Origin of the sequence: Brevundimonas sp. SL130, from assembly GCF_026625805.1 — a bacterium.
Taxonomy (GTDB): domain Bacteria; phylum Pseudomonadota; class Alphaproteobacteria; order Caulobacterales; family Caulobacteraceae; genus Brevundimonas.
Genome location: NZ_CP113064.1, coordinates 1,245,103 through 1,259,192, shown reverse-complemented (window position 1 = coordinate 1,259,192; position 14,090 = coordinate 1,245,103). Strand labels below are relative to the sequence as shown.

Annotated in this window: 19 protein-coding genes; 18 read left to right on the top strand and 1 reads right to left on the bottom strand. The window is 66.3% G+C overall.

The genetic code is table 11. The features are described 5' to 3' along the window. Positions 1 to 38 precede the first annotated feature (38 nt). From OU998_RS06290 to OU998_RS06210, 17 genes are all read left to right on the top strand, one after another. The gene (locus OU998_RS06290) at positions 39 to 272 is read left to right on the top strand and encodes an AbrB/MazE/SpoVT family DNA-binding domain-containing protein (RefSeq protein WP_267515977.1); all 234 of its coding nucleotides are present in this window, start codon (positions 39 to 41) and stop codon (positions 270 to 272) included. Then, a complete protein-coding gene (locus OU998_RS06285; RefSeq protein ID WP_267515976.1) occupies positions 269 to 676 on the top strand; it encodes a type II toxin-antitoxin system VapC family toxin in 408 nt (135 codons plus the stop codon). The genes OU998_RS06290 and OU998_RS06285 overlap by 4 nt, the downstream gene beginning before the upstream one ends. Beyond that, on the top strand, positions 673 to 825 hold the full coding sequence (locus OU998_RS06280) for a hypothetical protein (RefSeq protein WP_267515974.1): 153 nt from the start codon (positions 673 to 675) through the stop codon (positions 823 to 825). The genes OU998_RS06285 and OU998_RS06280 overlap by 4 nt, the downstream gene beginning before the upstream one ends. A 59-nt stretch (positions 826 to 884) precedes the next feature. Continuing rightward, positions 885 to 1,769, top strand: a complete 885-nt coding sequence (locus OU998_RS06275) for a serine aminopeptidase domain-containing protein (RefSeq protein ID WP_267515972.1) — start codon at positions 885 to 887, stop codon at positions 1,767 to 1,769. Positions 1,770 to 1,802: 33 nt separating this feature from the next. Then, positions 1,803 to 2,645 carry an aldo/keto reductase gene (locus OU998_RS06270; protein ID WP_267515970.1) on the top strand — a complete coding sequence of 281 codons (843 nt, stop codon included), beginning with the start codon at positions 1,803 to 1,805 and terminating at the stop codon, positions 2,643 to 2,645. A gap of 26 nt (positions 2,646 to 2,671) precedes the next feature. Continuing rightward, positions 2,672 to 3,334: a Pr6Pr family membrane protein gene (locus tag OU998_RS06265; RefSeq protein WP_267515969.1), complete on the top strand. Its 663-nt coding sequence runs from the start codon at positions 2,672 to 2,674 to the stop codon at positions 3,332 to 3,334. A 164-nt stretch (positions 3,335 to 3,498) separates the two neighbouring features. Beyond that, positions 3,499 to 5,028 carry a UbiD family decarboxylase gene (locus tag OU998_RS06260; RefSeq protein ID WP_267515968.1) on the top strand — a complete coding sequence of 510 codons (1,530 nt, stop codon included), beginning with the start codon at positions 3,499 to 3,501 and terminating at the stop codon, positions 5,026 to 5,028. A gap of 42 nt (positions 5,029 to 5,070) precedes the next feature. Beyond that, a complete protein-coding gene (locus tag OU998_RS06255; protein WP_267515967.1) occupies positions 5,071 to 5,406 on the top strand; it encodes an AbrB/MazE/SpoVT family DNA-binding domain-containing protein in 336 nt (111 codons plus the stop codon). Next, positions 5,403 to 5,720: a type II toxin-antitoxin system PemK/MazF family toxin gene (locus tag OU998_RS06250; protein ID WP_267515966.1), complete on the top strand. Its 318-nt coding sequence runs from the start codon at positions 5,403 to 5,405 to the stop codon at positions 5,718 to 5,720. The genes OU998_RS06255 and OU998_RS06250 overlap by 4 nt, the downstream gene beginning before the upstream one ends. Positions 5,721 to 5,737: 17 nt before the next feature. After that, entirely contained in the window at positions 5,738 to 6,025 is a 288-nt protein-coding gene (locus OU998_RS06245) for a hypothetical protein (protein WP_267515965.1), read from the top strand. 60 nt (positions 6,026 to 6,085) lie between these two features. Further along, on the top strand, positions 6,086 to 6,370 hold the full coding sequence (locus OU998_RS06240) for a hypothetical protein (RefSeq protein ID WP_267515964.1): 285 nt from the start codon (positions 6,086 to 6,088) through the stop codon (positions 6,368 to 6,370). A 38-nt stretch (positions 6,371 to 6,408) separates the two neighbouring features. Beyond that, a complete protein-coding gene (locus OU998_RS06235; RefSeq protein WP_267515963.1) occupies positions 6,409 to 8,241 on the top strand; it encodes a M14 family metallopeptidase in 1,833 nt (610 codons plus the stop codon). 3 nt (positions 8,242 to 8,244) lie between these two features. Then, positions 8,245 to 8,652, top strand: coding sequence for an MAPEG family protein (locus OU998_RS06230; protein ID WP_267515961.1), 408 nt, complete (start codon positions 8,245 to 8,247; stop codon positions 8,650 to 8,652). 43 nt (positions 8,653 to 8,695) lie between these two features. Beyond that, on the top strand, positions 8,696 to 10,051 hold the full coding sequence (locus OU998_RS06225; protein WP_267515960.1) for a TldD/PmbA family protein: 1,356 nt from the start codon (positions 8,696 to 8,698) through the stop codon (positions 10,049 to 10,051). Beyond that, a complete protein-coding gene (locus tag OU998_RS06220) occupies positions 10,048 to 10,842 on the top strand; it encodes a 3'(2'),5'-bisphosphate nucleotidase CysQ (protein ID WP_267515959.1) in 795 nt (264 codons plus the stop codon). Before OU998_RS06225 ends, OU998_RS06220 begins: the two co-directional genes overlap by 4 nt. A gap of 93 nt (positions 10,843 to 10,935) precedes the next feature. Next, complete coding sequence (locus OU998_RS06215; RefSeq protein WP_267515958.1) at positions 10,936 to 11,181, top strand: DUF4170 domain-containing protein; 246 nt, start codon at positions 10,936 to 10,938, stop codon at positions 11,179 to 11,181. Between the two features lie 54 nt (positions 11,182 to 11,235). After that, positions 11,236 to 11,439, top strand: a complete 204-nt coding sequence (locus OU998_RS06210) for a hypothetical protein (RefSeq protein ID WP_267515957.1) — start codon at positions 11,236 to 11,238, stop codon at positions 11,437 to 11,439. A 69-nt stretch (positions 11,440 to 11,508) separates the two neighbouring features. On the opposite strand, the gene OU998_RS06205 is transcribed toward OU998_RS06210, so the two are convergent. Continuing rightward, positions 11,509 to 12,174, bottom strand: a complete 666-nt coding sequence (locus OU998_RS06205; protein ID WP_267515955.1) for a fused DSP-PTPase phosphatase/NAD kinase-like protein — start codon at positions 12,172 to 12,174, stop codon at positions 11,509 to 11,511. Between the two features lie 80 nt (positions 12,175 to 12,254). On the opposite strand from OU998_RS06205, the gene OU998_RS06200 reads away from it, so the two are divergent. After that, entirely contained in the window at positions 12,255 to 14,084 is a 1,830-nt protein-coding gene (locus OU998_RS06200; protein ID WP_267515953.1) for an ABC transporter ATP-binding protein, read from the top strand. Positions 14,085 to 14,090 lie beyond the last annotated feature (6 nt).

Here is a 14,090-nt window from a genome sequence, read left to right as displayed (position 1 = left end):
ATTTCGTGGTATTAGCCTGATCGAAGCGAGGTCATGCCATGCGCGTCACATCCAAGGGTCAAGTGACCATTCCGATCGACATTCGAGAGAAGGCGGGTCTGCTGCCGAACACGGATGTGGAGTTCAACTATGACGGAAACGTCGTGACGGTCAGCCGCAAGTCAGGTCAAAAGGCGGGGACGCGCCTTCGGATGGTCGAACGGTTGCGCGGCACCGCGCACACGGGGGGCCTCTCCACCGACGACATCATGGCGATGACGCGCGGCGAATGAGCGGCGTTTTGGTCGACAGCAATGTGCTGCTCGACATCGCCCTTGAGGATTCTCTCTGGTTCGACTGGTCCGCCGCCCGCTTGACGGAAGTGGAGGACGAGGGAGCGGCCGTGATCATCAACCCGATTATCTATGCCGAACTGTCGGCGGGGTATCCGGCGGCTGATCCGCTTGACGCCTTGTTGGCCGATATGGCCATCGTGCGTGAGGATTTGCCATGGTCCGCCGCCTTCGCCGCCGGCCGAGCCTTCGTGGCCTATCGTCGGCGCGGCGGCGTGCGGACCTCGCCCCTGCCCGACTTCTTCATCGGCGCCCACGCCCTGGTCGCCGGACACCGGCTGCTGACGCGCGACGGGGCGCGGTATCGGACCTATTTTCCCGAACTTGAGCTGATCGCGCCATGACCCGTGACGGGGTGCGCGCGCTGTTGCTGTCCTTGCCCGGCGTGGAGGACGGCGTGTCCTATGGGGAGCCGTCGTTCAAGGCGGCCTTGGAAAAGCGGTGGCGAAAGGTCGCGCCGAAGCGGATGGTAAAGGCCTATGACGCCGCTTGACCTGACGTTGGGGAAACCATGCAGGGTCCGTTTAAAATAAGAACGGACAGGGAAACGACATGGGGCTGGCGGTCGAGGATCGGGTCATCAAGGCCGTGGACGGCTGGCCGCTGGAGGCGACGCTGTTCCGGGGCGATGCGCCGAGGATGGCGGTTCTGGTCTCCGCAGGCACGGGGTTTCCACGCGGCTTCTATGCGCGGTTCGCGCGCTGGATGGCCGAGCGAGGCTGCGTGGTCCTGACCTATGACTATCGCGGCATAGGCGGATCGCGGCCCGGGGATCTGGCGGCGATGGAGATGGACTATCCCGACTGGGGTCGGCTGGACATGCCGGCGGCGTTGAAGGCGTTGAAGAAGGCCGCGCCCGGGCTGCCCGTCTTTCATGTAGGACATAGTGTCGGCGGCCATTTCGTCGGCTTCATGCCGAACCAGGCCGAGATCGGGCGGCACGCCTTCGTCTCGGTCGGGACCGGATGGTGGGGCGGACATCACCGGACCTATAATCCGATGGAGCTGTTCTTCTGGTTCGGCTTCGGGCCCCGTCATCTGCGCCGCCACGGCTATGTCCGGGCCGGCAGGCTGTGGCGCGGGACGGATCTGCCGCGCGGAGTGTTCGAGACCTGGAAGCGGTGGTGCCTGAAGCCCGCCTATTTCCTGGACGAGCTGAAGTCCGGCGCCTTGGAGCCCCAGGGGTTCGACGCGGTGCGGGCCCCGATCCAGTCCTGGATCTTCCCGGACGACCCCATCGCCACGCCGGGCACGGGGGCGGCGCTGCTGAAAGCCTATCCCAACGCCCCGTCTGAGATCCTGGTGCGTCGCGCCGGCGACTATGGCGCGCGACGGATCGGCCACGAGGGCGCCTTCCGCAAGGGGCTGGAGCCGCTGTGGCAGGAAATTCTGGATTGGTTCGATGCGGGGGTTTCGAAGGCCCGACCCGGCGCCTAACTGTGCTGCTCCCCGAGTAAGAAGGATTTCCCCATGGCCTATGGCGACCAGCCCACGATCACCGTCGACGGCGTCGAAATCCCCCTGCTCGGTTTCGGCACCTGGCAGCTGGAGCCGGCGGACGCGCGCCGGATGGTCGCCGAGGCGCTGCGGATCGGCTATCGCCACATCGACACCGCCTGGATCTACAAGAACGAGAAGGCGGTCGGCGAAGGCATCCGGGATTCGGGCGTGGCCCGCGAGGACATCTTCCTGACCACCAAGATCTGGGTCGAGCATTTCGGCCATGACGCCCTGCTGAAACAGGCCAAGGAATCGGCCGAGAGCCTGGGGACGACGCCGGATCTGCTGCTGCTGCACTGGCCCAAGCCGACGCCGACGTTCGAAGAGACCCTGGGTGCGCTGAACGAAGCCAAGGACCAGGGACTAACCAAGTCCATCGGTCTGTCGAACTTCCCGTCCAAGGAGTTCAGGCAGGCGCAGAGCCTGTCCAAGGCCCGGTTGCTGACCAACCAGGTCGAGCACCATCCCTATCTGGGGATCGACCAATTGGTGGCGACGGCGGCCGAGCTGGGGTCGTCGATCACCGCCTGGTCGCCGCTGGCCCAGGGCAAGATCGCCGACGACAAGACGATTTCCGAGATCGCCGAGGCCCACGGCAAGACCAACGGCCAGGTCACGCTGCGCTGGCTGATCCAGAACCGGATCATCGCCATTCCCCGCACGACCAAGGAAAGCCGCGCGCGCGAGAATTTCGACATCTTCGACTTCGAACTGTCGAGCGAGGAGATGCAACGGATGGACGCCCTGAATCGCGGCGAGCGCCTGGGGCAATGGTTGGACGACGCCTACGAATGGGACAAGGCCGCCGCTTGATCGCCCGCTGATCGAAAGAGACGCGCATGTTGCGTGAACGAGATCGACCGCGCCTGTGGCGCGCCGCCTTCGCCGTGATCGGCTGGGCAGCGCTGGCGCTGCAATATCTGTTGATGGCGGCGCCGGCGGACGGCTGGGCGGTTATGACGCGGACCGTCCAGTACTTCAGCTTCTTCACCATACTGAGCAATATCCTGGTCGCCGGGGCCCTGACCGGGCCTTTGCTGAAACCCACAAGGCCGCTGGCCCGCTGGACGGCGTCGCCGGCCTTCCGCGCCGCCGTGACGACCTACATCCTGACCGTCGGGGTGGTGTATCATTTCATGATCGCCCCCTACTGGCGGCCGGAGGGTCTGACCCTCGGCGTCAATCTGGTGCTGCACTACGTGATGCCGGTCGCCTTCCTCTTGGACTGGCTGTGGTTCACGCCCAAGGGGGAGCTGCGGTGGATCGACCCGGTGAAGGCCCTGGGTGTCCCGCTGATCTTCGGCGTGTGGACACTGGTTCACGGGCTGGCGACCCATTGGTGGCCCTATAGGTTCGTCAATGTTGACGCTCTGGGCTTGGGCCGGGTGCTGGCGATTTTCGCCGTCCTGCTGGGCGTCTTCCTGCTGGTCGGGCTGGCGCTGGTCGGGCTGGATCGGGTGTTCGGTCGAACGAGGCGTGACAGTTCGGCCCCGGCGCTTTAGGCATCCCCATCACCGCTCATCCCCGCGAAAGCGGGGACCCAGTTCTTTTGCGAACAAGGCCGTCTGGGATCGAGGGCTGCGTTGCGATGTCGGCGTCAGAACGCCCACAGCACTGGGTCCCCGCTTTCGCGGGGATGAGCGGAAAGAAAAAGACCGGACGCTTCATGGCCTACAAATCCCTGCGTGACTTCATCGACCAGTTGGAAGCCGACGGCGAGCTGGTGCGGGTGTCCGAACCCGTCTCGACCGTGCTGGAGATGACCGAGATTCAGACCCGGCTGCTGCGCAACGGCGGGCCGGCGGTGCTGTTCGAAAAGCCGGTGATGCCGGACGGGACGATCAGCCCCATCCCCTGCCTGGCCAATCTGTTCGGCACGGTGAAACGGGTCGCCATGGGGGTGACCCTGGAGGGCAAGAACCGGACGACGGCGGGCGAGCTGCGCGAGGTCGGGGAGTTGCTGGCCTTCCTGCGCAATCCGACCCCGCCGCGCGGCCTGAGCGACGCGATGGAAATGCTGCCCCTGGCGCAGACCGTCATGTCGATGCGACCCAAGACGGTGAAGAAGGCGCCGGTGCAGGAGGTGGTGCTGAAGGGCGACCAGATCGACCTGACCGCCCTGCCCGTCCAGTCGTGCTGGCCCGGCGAGCCGGCCCCCCTGATCACCTGGGGCCTGGTCGTCACCAAGGGGCCCAGCGAGGATCGCGAGGACGACTTCAACCTGGGCATCTATCGGATGCAGGTGCTGGGCAAGGACAAGGCCATCATGCGCTGGCTGGCGCACCGGGGCGGGGCGCAACACTATGCGCGGCACAAGAAGGCGCGGCCCAAAGAGCCCCTGCCCTGCGCCGTCGTGCTGGGCGCCGATCCGGGGACGATCCTGGCGGCGGTGACGCCGGTGCCGGACACCTTGTCGGAATATCAGTTCGCCGGCCTGATGCGGGGGGCCAAGGCCGAACTGGTCGCGTGCAAGACCGTGCCGCTGATGGTGCCGGCCCAGGCCGAGATCGTGCTGGAAGGCCATGTCCTGCTGAACGAGTTCGAGGACGAAGGCCCCTATGGCGACCACACCGGATATTACAACTCGGTCGAGAAGTTCCCGGTGTTTCAGGTCAGCGCCATCACCATGCGCCGCGACCCGATCTATCTGACGACCTTTACCGGCCGGCCGCCGGACGAGCCCAGCGTGCTGGGCGAGGCGCTGAACGAGGTCTTCATTCCCCTGCTGCGCCAGCAGTTCCCTGAGATTGTCGACTTCTGGCTGCCGCCCGAGGGGTGCAGCTATCGGATCGCCGTGGTGTCGATGAAGAAGGCCTATCCGGGCCACGCCAAGCGAGTGATGCTGGGCGTCTGGAGCTATCTGCGCCAGTTCATGTACACCAAATGGGTCATCGTCGTGGACCACGACATCGACGCCCGCGACTGGAAGGACGTCATGTGGGCCATCTCGACCAAGATGGACCCGGCGCGCGACATCACCGTGATCGAGTCGACGCCCATCGACTATCTGGACTTCGCATCGCCTGAGAGCGGCCTCGGCTCCAAGATCGGCCTGGACGCCACCGACAAATGGCCGCCCGAGACCAAGCGCGAATGGGGCGAGGAAATCCGCATGGACGAGGCGGTGATCGAACGGGTGAACGACCTGTGGGGCCGGCTGGGCCTGCCGGGCGACGGCACGCCGATCTGGAAATAACGCGGGCGCCATGTTATAACTTTGTTGCAACGAGGCGCCGCCATGAGCAGCAAGGTTCGGAAAATCGGCAATTCGGCGGGCGTCATCCTGCCCAAACCCGTGCTCGCCGCGCTGGGCGTCAGCGAGGGCGGCGCCGTCGAGTTCGTCTATGAGCCTGGCAAGGTCACCATCGTGCCGGTGAAGCGGAAGGTGCGCGAAGGCTGGGCGGAGGACGCCAAGCTGATCGCCGCCGCCGGGTTGACCGAGGAAGAGCGCGAATGGCTCGACGCAGACCTCACGGGAGACACGGACGCCGAAGCCTTGGGCGATGACTGGTCAGATGAAGACATCGCCCGCCTGGAGGCTGCGCTCGCGGAAAATGAAAGAGAGCCCAGTTGATCCGGCGAGGTGAGGTCTGGCTGGTCCAACTTGATCCGACCGTAGGGAGCGAGTTGAGGAAGACCCGTCCCTGCGTCGTGGTGTCGCCGGATAACCTGAGCCATCTCCCGGTACACGTCATTGTACCTTTAACGAGCGGCAGTCGGCCCTCGAGTTTTCGGCCAGAGGTGCGATTTGGCGGCAAGGAGGGCCGACTTCTGATCGAGCAGATTCGATCAGTTGACCGATCACGCATGTTGCGAAAGCTTGGCAAGCTACCTTCTCCGGACATGCTAAGGCTACTCGCCGTTCTGCGCGAGATGTTTGAGGATTAGGTCGCCGGAGGGCTGTCTTGAGCGCGTTCGAATTCTTCTTCAGCTTTTACGGCCTGCTGCTGGGCCTGTCGGTCGCTGAACTGGTCGGCGGATTTGCGCGAGTCCTGCATGAGAAACGGCGAATCCGGTTCGGCTGGTTGACGCCACTGCTGGCCCTGTTCGTGGCCATCGACATCGCCACCTTCTGGAACCAGGCCTGGGTCATCTTTCGAGGGGCGCCGTTCAACACCTTCGTACTGCTGATCTCGCTGAGCATCGCCGCCACCTTCTATGTGGCGGCCAGCGTGACCTTTCCACGTGTATAGACCGACGGCGGCGACGAGCAGATCGACCTAGACGACCATTTCTGGGCCCACCGTCGGCTGGTGTTCGGCTGTGTCCTGGCGGCCAATCTGATCGTTGCGGTGGTGGTGATCATCCTGGCGCAGATGAATGCGGAGTTCGCGCGGTTGGCCGGTTCGCTGCGGCTTTGGGTCGGGGTCGCGATCTTCGTGACCGGGACGGCGACGGCGGCGTTCGCACCGTGGCGCAAGGTTGTGGTCGGCGCCCTGATCGTGGTGCTGTTCTACAGCCTGTGGGGCGCGGCGAACTCGGCCGCCCTGCTGGTCAAGGCCGGCGGCTGGACGCCCGCGCTGGGCGGCGGCGGGTGATAGCTTGTCAGGCCGAGGCAATCGGCTCACGAAAGGCCATGCGATCCACTTCTCTGATTTCAGCCCTTCTTGCCGCCCTTGCCTGTAGCGTGAGCCCCGCCATGTCCCAGACGCTTCCCAACACCGCGCCGTGGGACCAGGCCTTCCTGCCGCCGGCGCTCGCCTGGGACGGGGCGTCCAAGGCCCTGTTGCGCGAGGCGAGCGATCCCTGGGTCACGCCGTTCGAGGCCGATCCGGCGCATGACTTTTCACCGAACTACGCCGACACCCGCGCCTGGTTCGACCGTCTGGACGCCGCCAGCGACCTGATCCGCATCGAACAGTTCGGCGTCTCGCCCGAGGGGCGGCCCATCTATGCCGTGATCGCGTCCAAGGACGGAGCGGCCTTTGACCCGGCCAAGCCGGTGCTGATGGTCCAGGCGGGCATCCATCCGGGCGAGATCGACGGCAAGGACGCGGGCATGATGATGCTGCGCGACATCGCCTTCTACGGCAAGGACGCCCTGCTGGACCGGGTCAATCTGATCCTGATCCCGATCCTGAGCGTGGACGGGCATGAGCGGGCCAGCGCCTATTCTCGCCCCAACCAGCGCGGGCCGCGCATCCAGGGCTGGCGCAATACGGCGACCAACCAGAACCTGAACCGCGACTATCTGAAGCTGGACCAGCCCGAAATGCGGGCGGTGCGCGGCCTGATCCTGAAATACCGGCCAGACCTGTATGTGGACGTCCATGTCACCGACGGTCTGGATTACCAGTATGACGTGACCTACGGCTTCAACGGCGAAGACGGGACGTTCAGCCGGTCGCCGAACAGTTCGGCCTGGCTGGATTCGGTGTTCAAGCCGGCGATGAATGCGGCCCTGGAGCGGGAGGGTCACATCCCCGGCGAGCTGGTGTTCGGCATCGACGACGATGAGCCGAAGAAGGGGCTGTCGGACGGCGGGCTGGGCGAGCGGTTCTCGAACGGCTGGGGTTCAGCGGCCCATGTGCCGACCATCCTGATCGAGAACCACAGCCTGAAGCCGCACGAACAGCGGGTGCTGGGCGCCTATGTCTTCATCGAAGAAGCGATGCGGCTGCTGGCGGACCAGGGCGCGGCGCTGAAGGCGGCGACGGACCAGGACCGAGCGCTGCGGCCGGCGCAAATCGCGGCGAATTTCGAGGCAGAGGAGACCCCCTCCTCCATCCGTCCGTTCAAAGGCGTGCTGTACGAGATGTATCCCAGCGCCGCCTCGGGCCGCGACGAGGTGCGCTGGCTGGGTCGACCCGATCCCGAGCTGTGGCAGATGCCCTTCTATGGGTCCAAGCCGACGCTGAGCCTGACGCGGCCGACCGCCTATTGGGTGCCGAGCTATCGCACCGACATCATCGAGCGGCTGAAGATCCACGGCGTCGAGATGGAGACGGTGGACGCGCCGCGCACGGTGAACCTGTCGATGCTGCGTCTGGTCGAACCCAAACTGGCGACGCGGGCCAACGAGGGCCACGTCCAGGCCTCGGTCAAGACGGTCGAGGTCGAGCGCCGCGACTGGACCTTCCCGACCGGTTCGGTTCGGGTGCCGACCGATCAGCCGCTGGGCGACATCGTCGTGCTGCTGCTGGAGCCGCAGTCCAGTGAGAGCTTCTTCGCCTGGGGCATGTTCCCCGAAGTCATGAGCCGGGTCGAATATATCGAGGCCTACGCCATCGCGCCGCTGGCCGATAAGATGATGGCCGCCGATCCGGCGCTGAAGGCCGAGTTCGAGGCCAAGCTGGCGGCCGAGCCCGATTTCGCCGCGAACCCGCAGGCGCGGCTGGCCTGGTTCTATGAGCGGACGCCCTTCTATGACGACCATTATCTGCTGTATCCCGTCGGCCGCGAGGACTGATCGATGACCACTCCCCTGATGCAAGCCGTCCAAGCCGCCGCCCTATGGAGCGGTCTGCTGATCCTGCTGATGCTCGTGCTGTCGGGCTTGGTGGTCGGCGAACGGCGCAAGCACATGGTTTCCTTCGGCGACGGCGGAAATGCCGGCCTGCTGGCGGCCAGCCGCGCCTTCGGCAACTGCGCCGAATATGCGACGCCGGGCATGATCGCCCTGCTGCTGATGGCGGTGGTCGGCGCGCCCGCCTGGATGGTGCATGCGGTCGGCGCGACCCTGCTGGTCGGGCGTGTCGTTCATGCCCTGGGCCTGTTGTTCCAGACAGGGCCGTCGCTGGGCCGGGTGATCGGCATGATGCTGACCTATACGGCGCTGCTGACCGCCGCCGTGGGATTGATCGCCTTCTCCGTCGCCTGAGGCGCGAGGTTGCGGTGCAGCAAAGGGTCCGCCATATCGGGGCATGACTGAAACCCTGTATCCGCCTGTTTCCACCGATCTGTTGAATGACATTGTCCAGGCGGCCCTGAAGGCCGGAGCGGACGCCGCCGAGGCGGTCAGCGCGGATCGCCGCTCGCTGTCGGTCGGGGTGCGCAACGGCAAGCTGGAAGACGTCGAGCGCGAGGAATCGCGCGACCTGGGCCTGAGGGTCTTTGTCGGACAGCGCCAGGCGTCGGTCTCGGCCTCGGACCTGTCGCCCGAGACCCAGGCACGCCTGGTGGAACGGGCGGTGGCCATGGCCCGACTGGCGCCGGAAGACCCCCATGCCGGTTTCGCCCCCGAAGATCGGCTGGCGCGCGGCCCCTTCGTCGAACTGGACCTGTTCGACCCCAGCGAACGCAGCGCTGAATCCCTGGAACAGGTGTCGGCCGAGGCCGAGGCCGCAGCCCTGGCGGTGGAGGGCGTGGCCCGATCCGAGGGCGGGCATGCGTCCTGGTCGTCCAGCCGGTGGCGGCTGGTGACGTCGCATGGGTTCGACGGCGACTATCAGGGCTCGGCCTTTTCGCTGGGCGTCGGGGTGATCGCCGAAAAGGACGGCGCCATGGAGAGGGGCGGCGAGAGCCGTTCGACACGGCATCTGTCGGATCTGCCGGGCGCCGAGATCATCGGCCGGACGGCCGGGCAACGGGCCGTAGCCCGGACGGGGGCGCGCAAGATCGCCTCGACCACCGCGCCGGTCATCTTCGACAACCGCATGTCGGGCCAGATCGTCTCGCCGGCGATCGGCGCGATCTCGGGACCGTCGATCGCGCGGGGCACCTCCTTCCTGAAGGATCGAATGGGCCAGCGCGTGTTCGCCGAAGGCGTGACCCTGATCGACGATCCGTTCCGGCCGCGCGGCATGGGCTCCACCCCATTCGACGACGAGGGGGTGGCGGTCGAGCGTCGCGCCCTGTTCGACGACGGCGTCCTGACCACCTGGCTGCTGAACAGCGCCTCGGCCCGCCAACTGGGGCTGCAGTCCACCGGTCACGCCTCGCGCGGCCTGGCGGGACCGGCGGGAGTGGGAACCCACAATCTGCACATGGAGCCGGGTGAGCACGACCTGGCGGGGCTGATGGCCGAGGCAGGGACCGGCCTGCTGGTCACCTCGATGTTCGGGCCGTCGCTGAACGGGAACACCGGCGACTGGTCGGCCGGGGTGTCCGGCTTCTGGTTCGAGAACGGCCAGATCGCCTATCCGGTCAACGAGGTCACGGTGGCGGGCAAGCTGCCTGAACTCTATCTGCGCCTCCAACGCGGGTCCGACCTGGAGTTCCGGGGCGGGTTCAATGTGCCCAGCCTGATGTTCGACGCGGTGGCCATAGCGGGCAAATGACCGACCTGAACGCCGATCTCGAACTGATCCGCCAGGCGGCGATCGACGCCGGCGCCCTGGCGGTTGCGGAGCGCGAGGTTGGGCTGAGGATCGAGTCCAAGGTCGGGGGATCGCCCGTGACCAACGGCGACCTGGCAGTGGACGCCATGCTGAAGGACCGGCTGCTGGCCGCGCGCCCCGACTATGGCTGGCTGTCGGAAGAGACGGCGGATTCGCCCGAGCGCTTGTCGAAACGACGGATTTTCGTCGTCGATCCGGTGGACGGCACCGTCGCCTATATGAAGCGCCAGCCCTGGTGGTGCGTGCCCATAGCGGTCGTCGAGGACGGCGAGGTTGTGGCCGCCGTCATTCATGCGCCGGAGGTTCAGGAGACCTATGTGGCGACGCGCGGCGGCGGGGCGCGGCGCAACGGGATCCTCGTGCGGGCGTCGGACGCCGAGACTTTGGATGACGCCTCAGTGCTGGGCGACGCACGGATGATCGAGGGGTCGCACTGGGACGAGCCGTGGCCGGCGCTGCGCTTTTCGAAACGCAACGCACTGGCCTATCGGATGGCTCTGGTCGCCGCGGGGGCCTTCGACGCCGCCCTGGCCCTGACGCCGAAATGGGATTGGGACGTGGCGGCGGGCAGTCTGATCGCCGAGGAGGCCGGAGCGCGGGTCAGCGACCATCATGGTCGGCCCTGGGCGTTCAACCGGCCGGACCCGCGTCAGGCCAGCCTGGTCTGCGCCGCCCCGGCCCTGCATCCGCTGATCATACGACGCTGTAAAAACGTGCCTCTATCGACCTGAGGCTTGGGCTGAAAAACCCTGTCATACATTGATCCTTAGGCGTTCTGGGCCTATGCCCCAGCGAAGCTCCTCCCCAGCCCTCAAGGACATCCGATGGTCGATCATTCCTCCGTCCCGCAGCAACTGCTCCACCTCGTCATCGGCGGCGAGTTGCGTCACCCCAACGAGCCGGTGTTTCGCGACGTGTCCCAGGTCGAGTTCGTCGGCGCCTACGGCAGCTATGACGAGGCCAAACAGGCCTGGAAGGCGCGCGCCCAGGCGACCGTGGACAATGCCCACATGCGCTATTTCATCCTGCACGCCCACAAGCTGATCGATCCGCGCGGCGACGCGGCCTAATCCTGCGACGTCAGGGAACGGGAACCCGTTCCCTGACCCGGACGCTGAACGAACATGAACCTGGAACCGCAACAGATCTTCCAACTGGTCAGCCTGCTGGCGGTGCTGATCCTGTTCAGCTTTTCGCTGCGGGGACAGCTCGGCTATGCGCGTTGGTTCAAAAAGTGGGAAGCCGACCGCAAGGCGCGGCGCGACGCCGAGCTGACGGCCGAGGCCCGCGAACGCGGGGATCTGCCTCCGAAAGGCCCCTGGGGCTAACGCCCTCTATAAACCCGTCATCCTGGCCCTTGTGGCGAGGGTGACGACATTAGGATGGGGGCTGACCCCCTACTCCCGCTTCAGCAGCTTCTCAGTCAGCAGCGTGCCCCACCAGCCGGCCTTGAACTCGGCGCGGATCGTCTTGGGATCGTAGTCGGGGCTGTCGACCCAGTCGATGAAGCTGATGCCGCGCGGCTCGATCTCATTGACGTATTTCTCGAGCGTATAGTCCAGCACCCCGGTCAGACCCTCGCGCGAGTGCAGGTATTTCTTGGACAGCTGTTTCATGGCGACCGACATCGGCTCGCCCAGATGGAAATGGCGGTAGAAGACGGCCATCATCCCCGCCCGGTCGGCGCCCGACTTACAGTGGATCAGGACCGGATATTCGATGGTCTTGAACAGGTCTCGGGCGCGGTGGATGCGGTCGGTCTGGGGCGGGTCGCGCGAATCCAGCGGGGCGTCGATCAAGGTCAGGCCCAGGCGTTCGCAGGCCTCGCGCTCCAGCCAGTAATAGCCCTCGTCCCGCTGTCCACGCAGGTTGATGACGGTGCGGACGCCCTTTGTCTTCCAATGGGCCAGTTGGCGCGGCGACGGCTGGTTGGTGCGCACCAGGTCGGGGCCCAGCCAATGGGCGTTCGAAAACGCCAGCCGCAGAAAGGCGTGATCCGCCCAGAAATAATGCCAATGCGCCCGGAAACGGCCCATCGCGGTCGAAAGATCAAAGCGCGCCATGAGCGCCAGATAGCGATACTAAGCCGCCGCGTCACCTGTCCCGGCTTGACTTGAACCGCAAGCCGTCCGACCGAGAGCCGATGACCGCCGCCGCTTCCGACACCATGCCCCTGCGCGCCCTACTAGCGCGAATCTGGCGCGATTATCTGTCCCGGCACAAGGGGTCGCTAATCCTGTCGGTGGCGTGCGCGGCGATGACGGGCCTGCTGACGGCGGCCTTGCTGAAGTTGCTGGAGCCGGCGGTGAACGGCCTGTTCCTGGGCGGGACCGAGCCGATCAGCCTGTTCGGGGTCGTCAGCTTCCCGGCGGACAAGGCCATTATCTGGATCCCGGTATCCATTCTGGCGGTCGCGGTGATGCGGACGCTGGCGGCGATCGGCCAGGCGGCCCTGGTCAACCGGCTGGGTCACACCATCGTCGGCGACATCCAGATCCGTCTGTTCGGGGCCATGATCCGCGCTGACCTGGCGCGCCTGCGCAGCCAGCATTCGGGCGGTTTCGTTTCGTCAGTGCTGTTCGACGCCAATATGGTGCGCGAGGCCTTCACCTCGGGCGTCGTCAACTACACCCAGAACCTGCTGACCCTGATCGCGGTGCTGATCTATATGGGCTTCATCGACTGGCAGCTGACCATGGTCGTGCTGCTGGGGGTTCCGCTGGTGGCGCTGGTGCTGCGCCGGTTCGGGCGCAAGACCCGCAAGGCGGCGCGCGGCGCCATGGCCGAGACCGAGAACCTGTCCACCGCCCTGATGGAGAATCTGGACGGGGTCCGGCTGATCAAGATCGAGAACCGCGAGGCGGCCGAGCAGGACAGGGTCGCCGAGGTGGTGGCGCGGCGCCAGCGTCACGTCATCAAGGGCGCCAACGCCCGCGCCTTCGCCGGGCCGTCCAGCGACATGGTCGCCTATGTCGTGGTGGCGGCGGTCATGGCCTATGCCGGGTGGCGGTCGCAGTCGGGCGAGATGACCGTGGGCGCGTTCGCCGCCTTTATCGGCATGCTGCTGGCCGCCGGTCAGGCCCTTCGACAAGTGACCAACCTAGCCACAGTGATGAGCGAAGGCTTCACCGCCGCGCGACGCCTGTTCGGCGCCCTGGACATCGAGGCCGAGATCCGCGAGGCGCCCGACGCCGCACCCCTGGCGGCCGGCCCGGTCGAGGTGGTGCTGGACCAGGTGTCCTTCGCCTACGCCCCCGGCGGAGCGCCGACGCTGGAGGGGGTGTCGCTGCGGGTCGCGCCGGGCGAGACCGTGGCCCTGGTCGGGCCCTCGGGCGGCGGCAAGAGCACGATCCTGAGCCTGCTGCCGCGCTTCTATGACGTGACGGGAGGCGCGGTGACGATCAACGGCGCCGACGTGCGGTCGCTGCGCATCCACGACCTGCGCGATCACATCGCCCTGGTGACGCAGGAACCCTTCCTGTTCGACGACACCATCGCCGCCAATATCGCCTATGGCCGACCGGGCGCCACCGAGGCCCAGATCGAGGAGGCCGCGCGCTCGGCCGCCGCACACGACTTCATCAACGCCCTGCCCGAAGGCTATGCGACCCGCGCCGGAGAGGCGGGGCTGCGGCTGTCGGGCGGCCAGCGCCAGCGGATCGCCATTGCTCGCGCCTTCTTGAAGGACGCGCCCATCCTCTTGCTGGACGAGGCCACCAGCGCCCTGGACACCGAGAGCGAGGCCCTGGTGCAGTCGGCGCTGGAACGGCTGATGAAAGGCCGCGCCACCCTGATGATCGCACACCGGCTGTCGACCGTCAGGAACGCCGACCGCATCTATGTGATCGAGGCTGGCCGGGTGGTCGAGGAAGGGTCGCACGACGTTCTGGTGGCAAAGGGCGGCCTCTATTCCCGCCTGGCCCGACAGCAGTCGCTGGACGGCGGCGGCGCGACCGTCGAGGCCGTCGCTTGAGGCCGC

Excerpts from the sequence above, each read along its gene's own strand:
- OU998_RS06230 (WP_267515961.1), top strand. The coding sequence starts at position 8,245 with ATGACCACTCCCCTGATGCAAGCCGTCCAAGCCGCCGCCCTATGGAGC.
- OU998_RS06235 (WP_267515963.1), top strand. The coding sequence starts at position 6,409 with ATGCGATCCACTTCTCTGATTTCAGCCCTTCTTGCCGCCCTTGCCTGT.
- OU998_RS06285 (WP_267515976.1), top strand. The coding sequence starts at position 269 with ATGAGCGGCGTTTTGGTCGACAGCAATGTGCTGCTCGACATCGCCCTT.
- OU998_RS06260 (WP_267515968.1), top strand. The coding sequence starts at position 3,499 with ATGGCCTACAAATCCCTGCGTGACTTCATCGACCAGTTGGAAGCCGAC.
- OU998_RS06215 (WP_267515958.1), top strand. The coding sequence starts at position 10,936 with ATGGTCGATCATTCCTCCGTCCCGCAGCAACTGCTCCACCTCGTCATC.
- OU998_RS06200 (WP_267515953.1), top strand. The coding sequence starts at position 12,255 with ATGACCGCCGCCGCTTCCGACACCATGCCCCTGCGCGCCCTACTAGCG.
- OU998_RS06220 (WP_267515959.1), top strand. The coding sequence starts at position 10,048 with ATGACCGACCTGAACGCCGATCTCGAACTGATCCGCCAGGCGGCGATC.
- OU998_RS06280 (WP_267515974.1), top strand. The coding sequence starts at position 673 with ATGACCCGTGACGGGGTGCGCGCGCTGTTGCTGTCCTTGCCCGGCGTG.
- OU998_RS06225 (WP_267515960.1), top strand. The coding sequence starts at position 8,696 with ATGACTGAAACCCTGTATCCGCCTGTTTCCACCGATCTGTTGAATGAC.
- OU998_RS06275 (WP_267515972.1), top strand. The coding sequence starts at position 885 with ATGGGGCTGGCGGTCGAGGATCGGGTCATCAAGGCCGTGGACGGCTGG.
- OU998_RS06270 (WP_267515970.1), top strand. The coding sequence starts at position 1,803 with ATGGCCTATGGCGACCAGCCCACGATCACCGTCGACGGCGTCGAAATC.
- OU998_RS06210 (WP_267515957.1), top strand. The coding sequence starts at position 11,236 with ATGAACCTGGAACCGCAACAGATCTTCCAACTGGTCAGCCTGCTGGCG.
- OU998_RS06205 (WP_267515955.1), bottom strand. The coding sequence starts at position 12,174 with ATGGCGCGCTTTGATCTTTCGACCGCGATGGGCCGTTTCCGGGCGCAT.
- OU998_RS06255 (WP_267515967.1), top strand. The coding sequence starts at position 5,071 with ATGAGCAGCAAGGTTCGGAAAATCGGCAATTCGGCGGGCGTCATCCTG.
- OU998_RS06290 (WP_267515977.1), top strand. The coding sequence starts at position 39 with ATGCGCGTCACATCCAAGGGTCAAGTGACCATTCCGATCGACATTCGA.
- OU998_RS06265 (WP_267515969.1), top strand. The coding sequence starts at position 2,672 with ATGTTGCGTGAACGAGATCGACCGCGCCTGTGGCGCGCCGCCTTCGCC.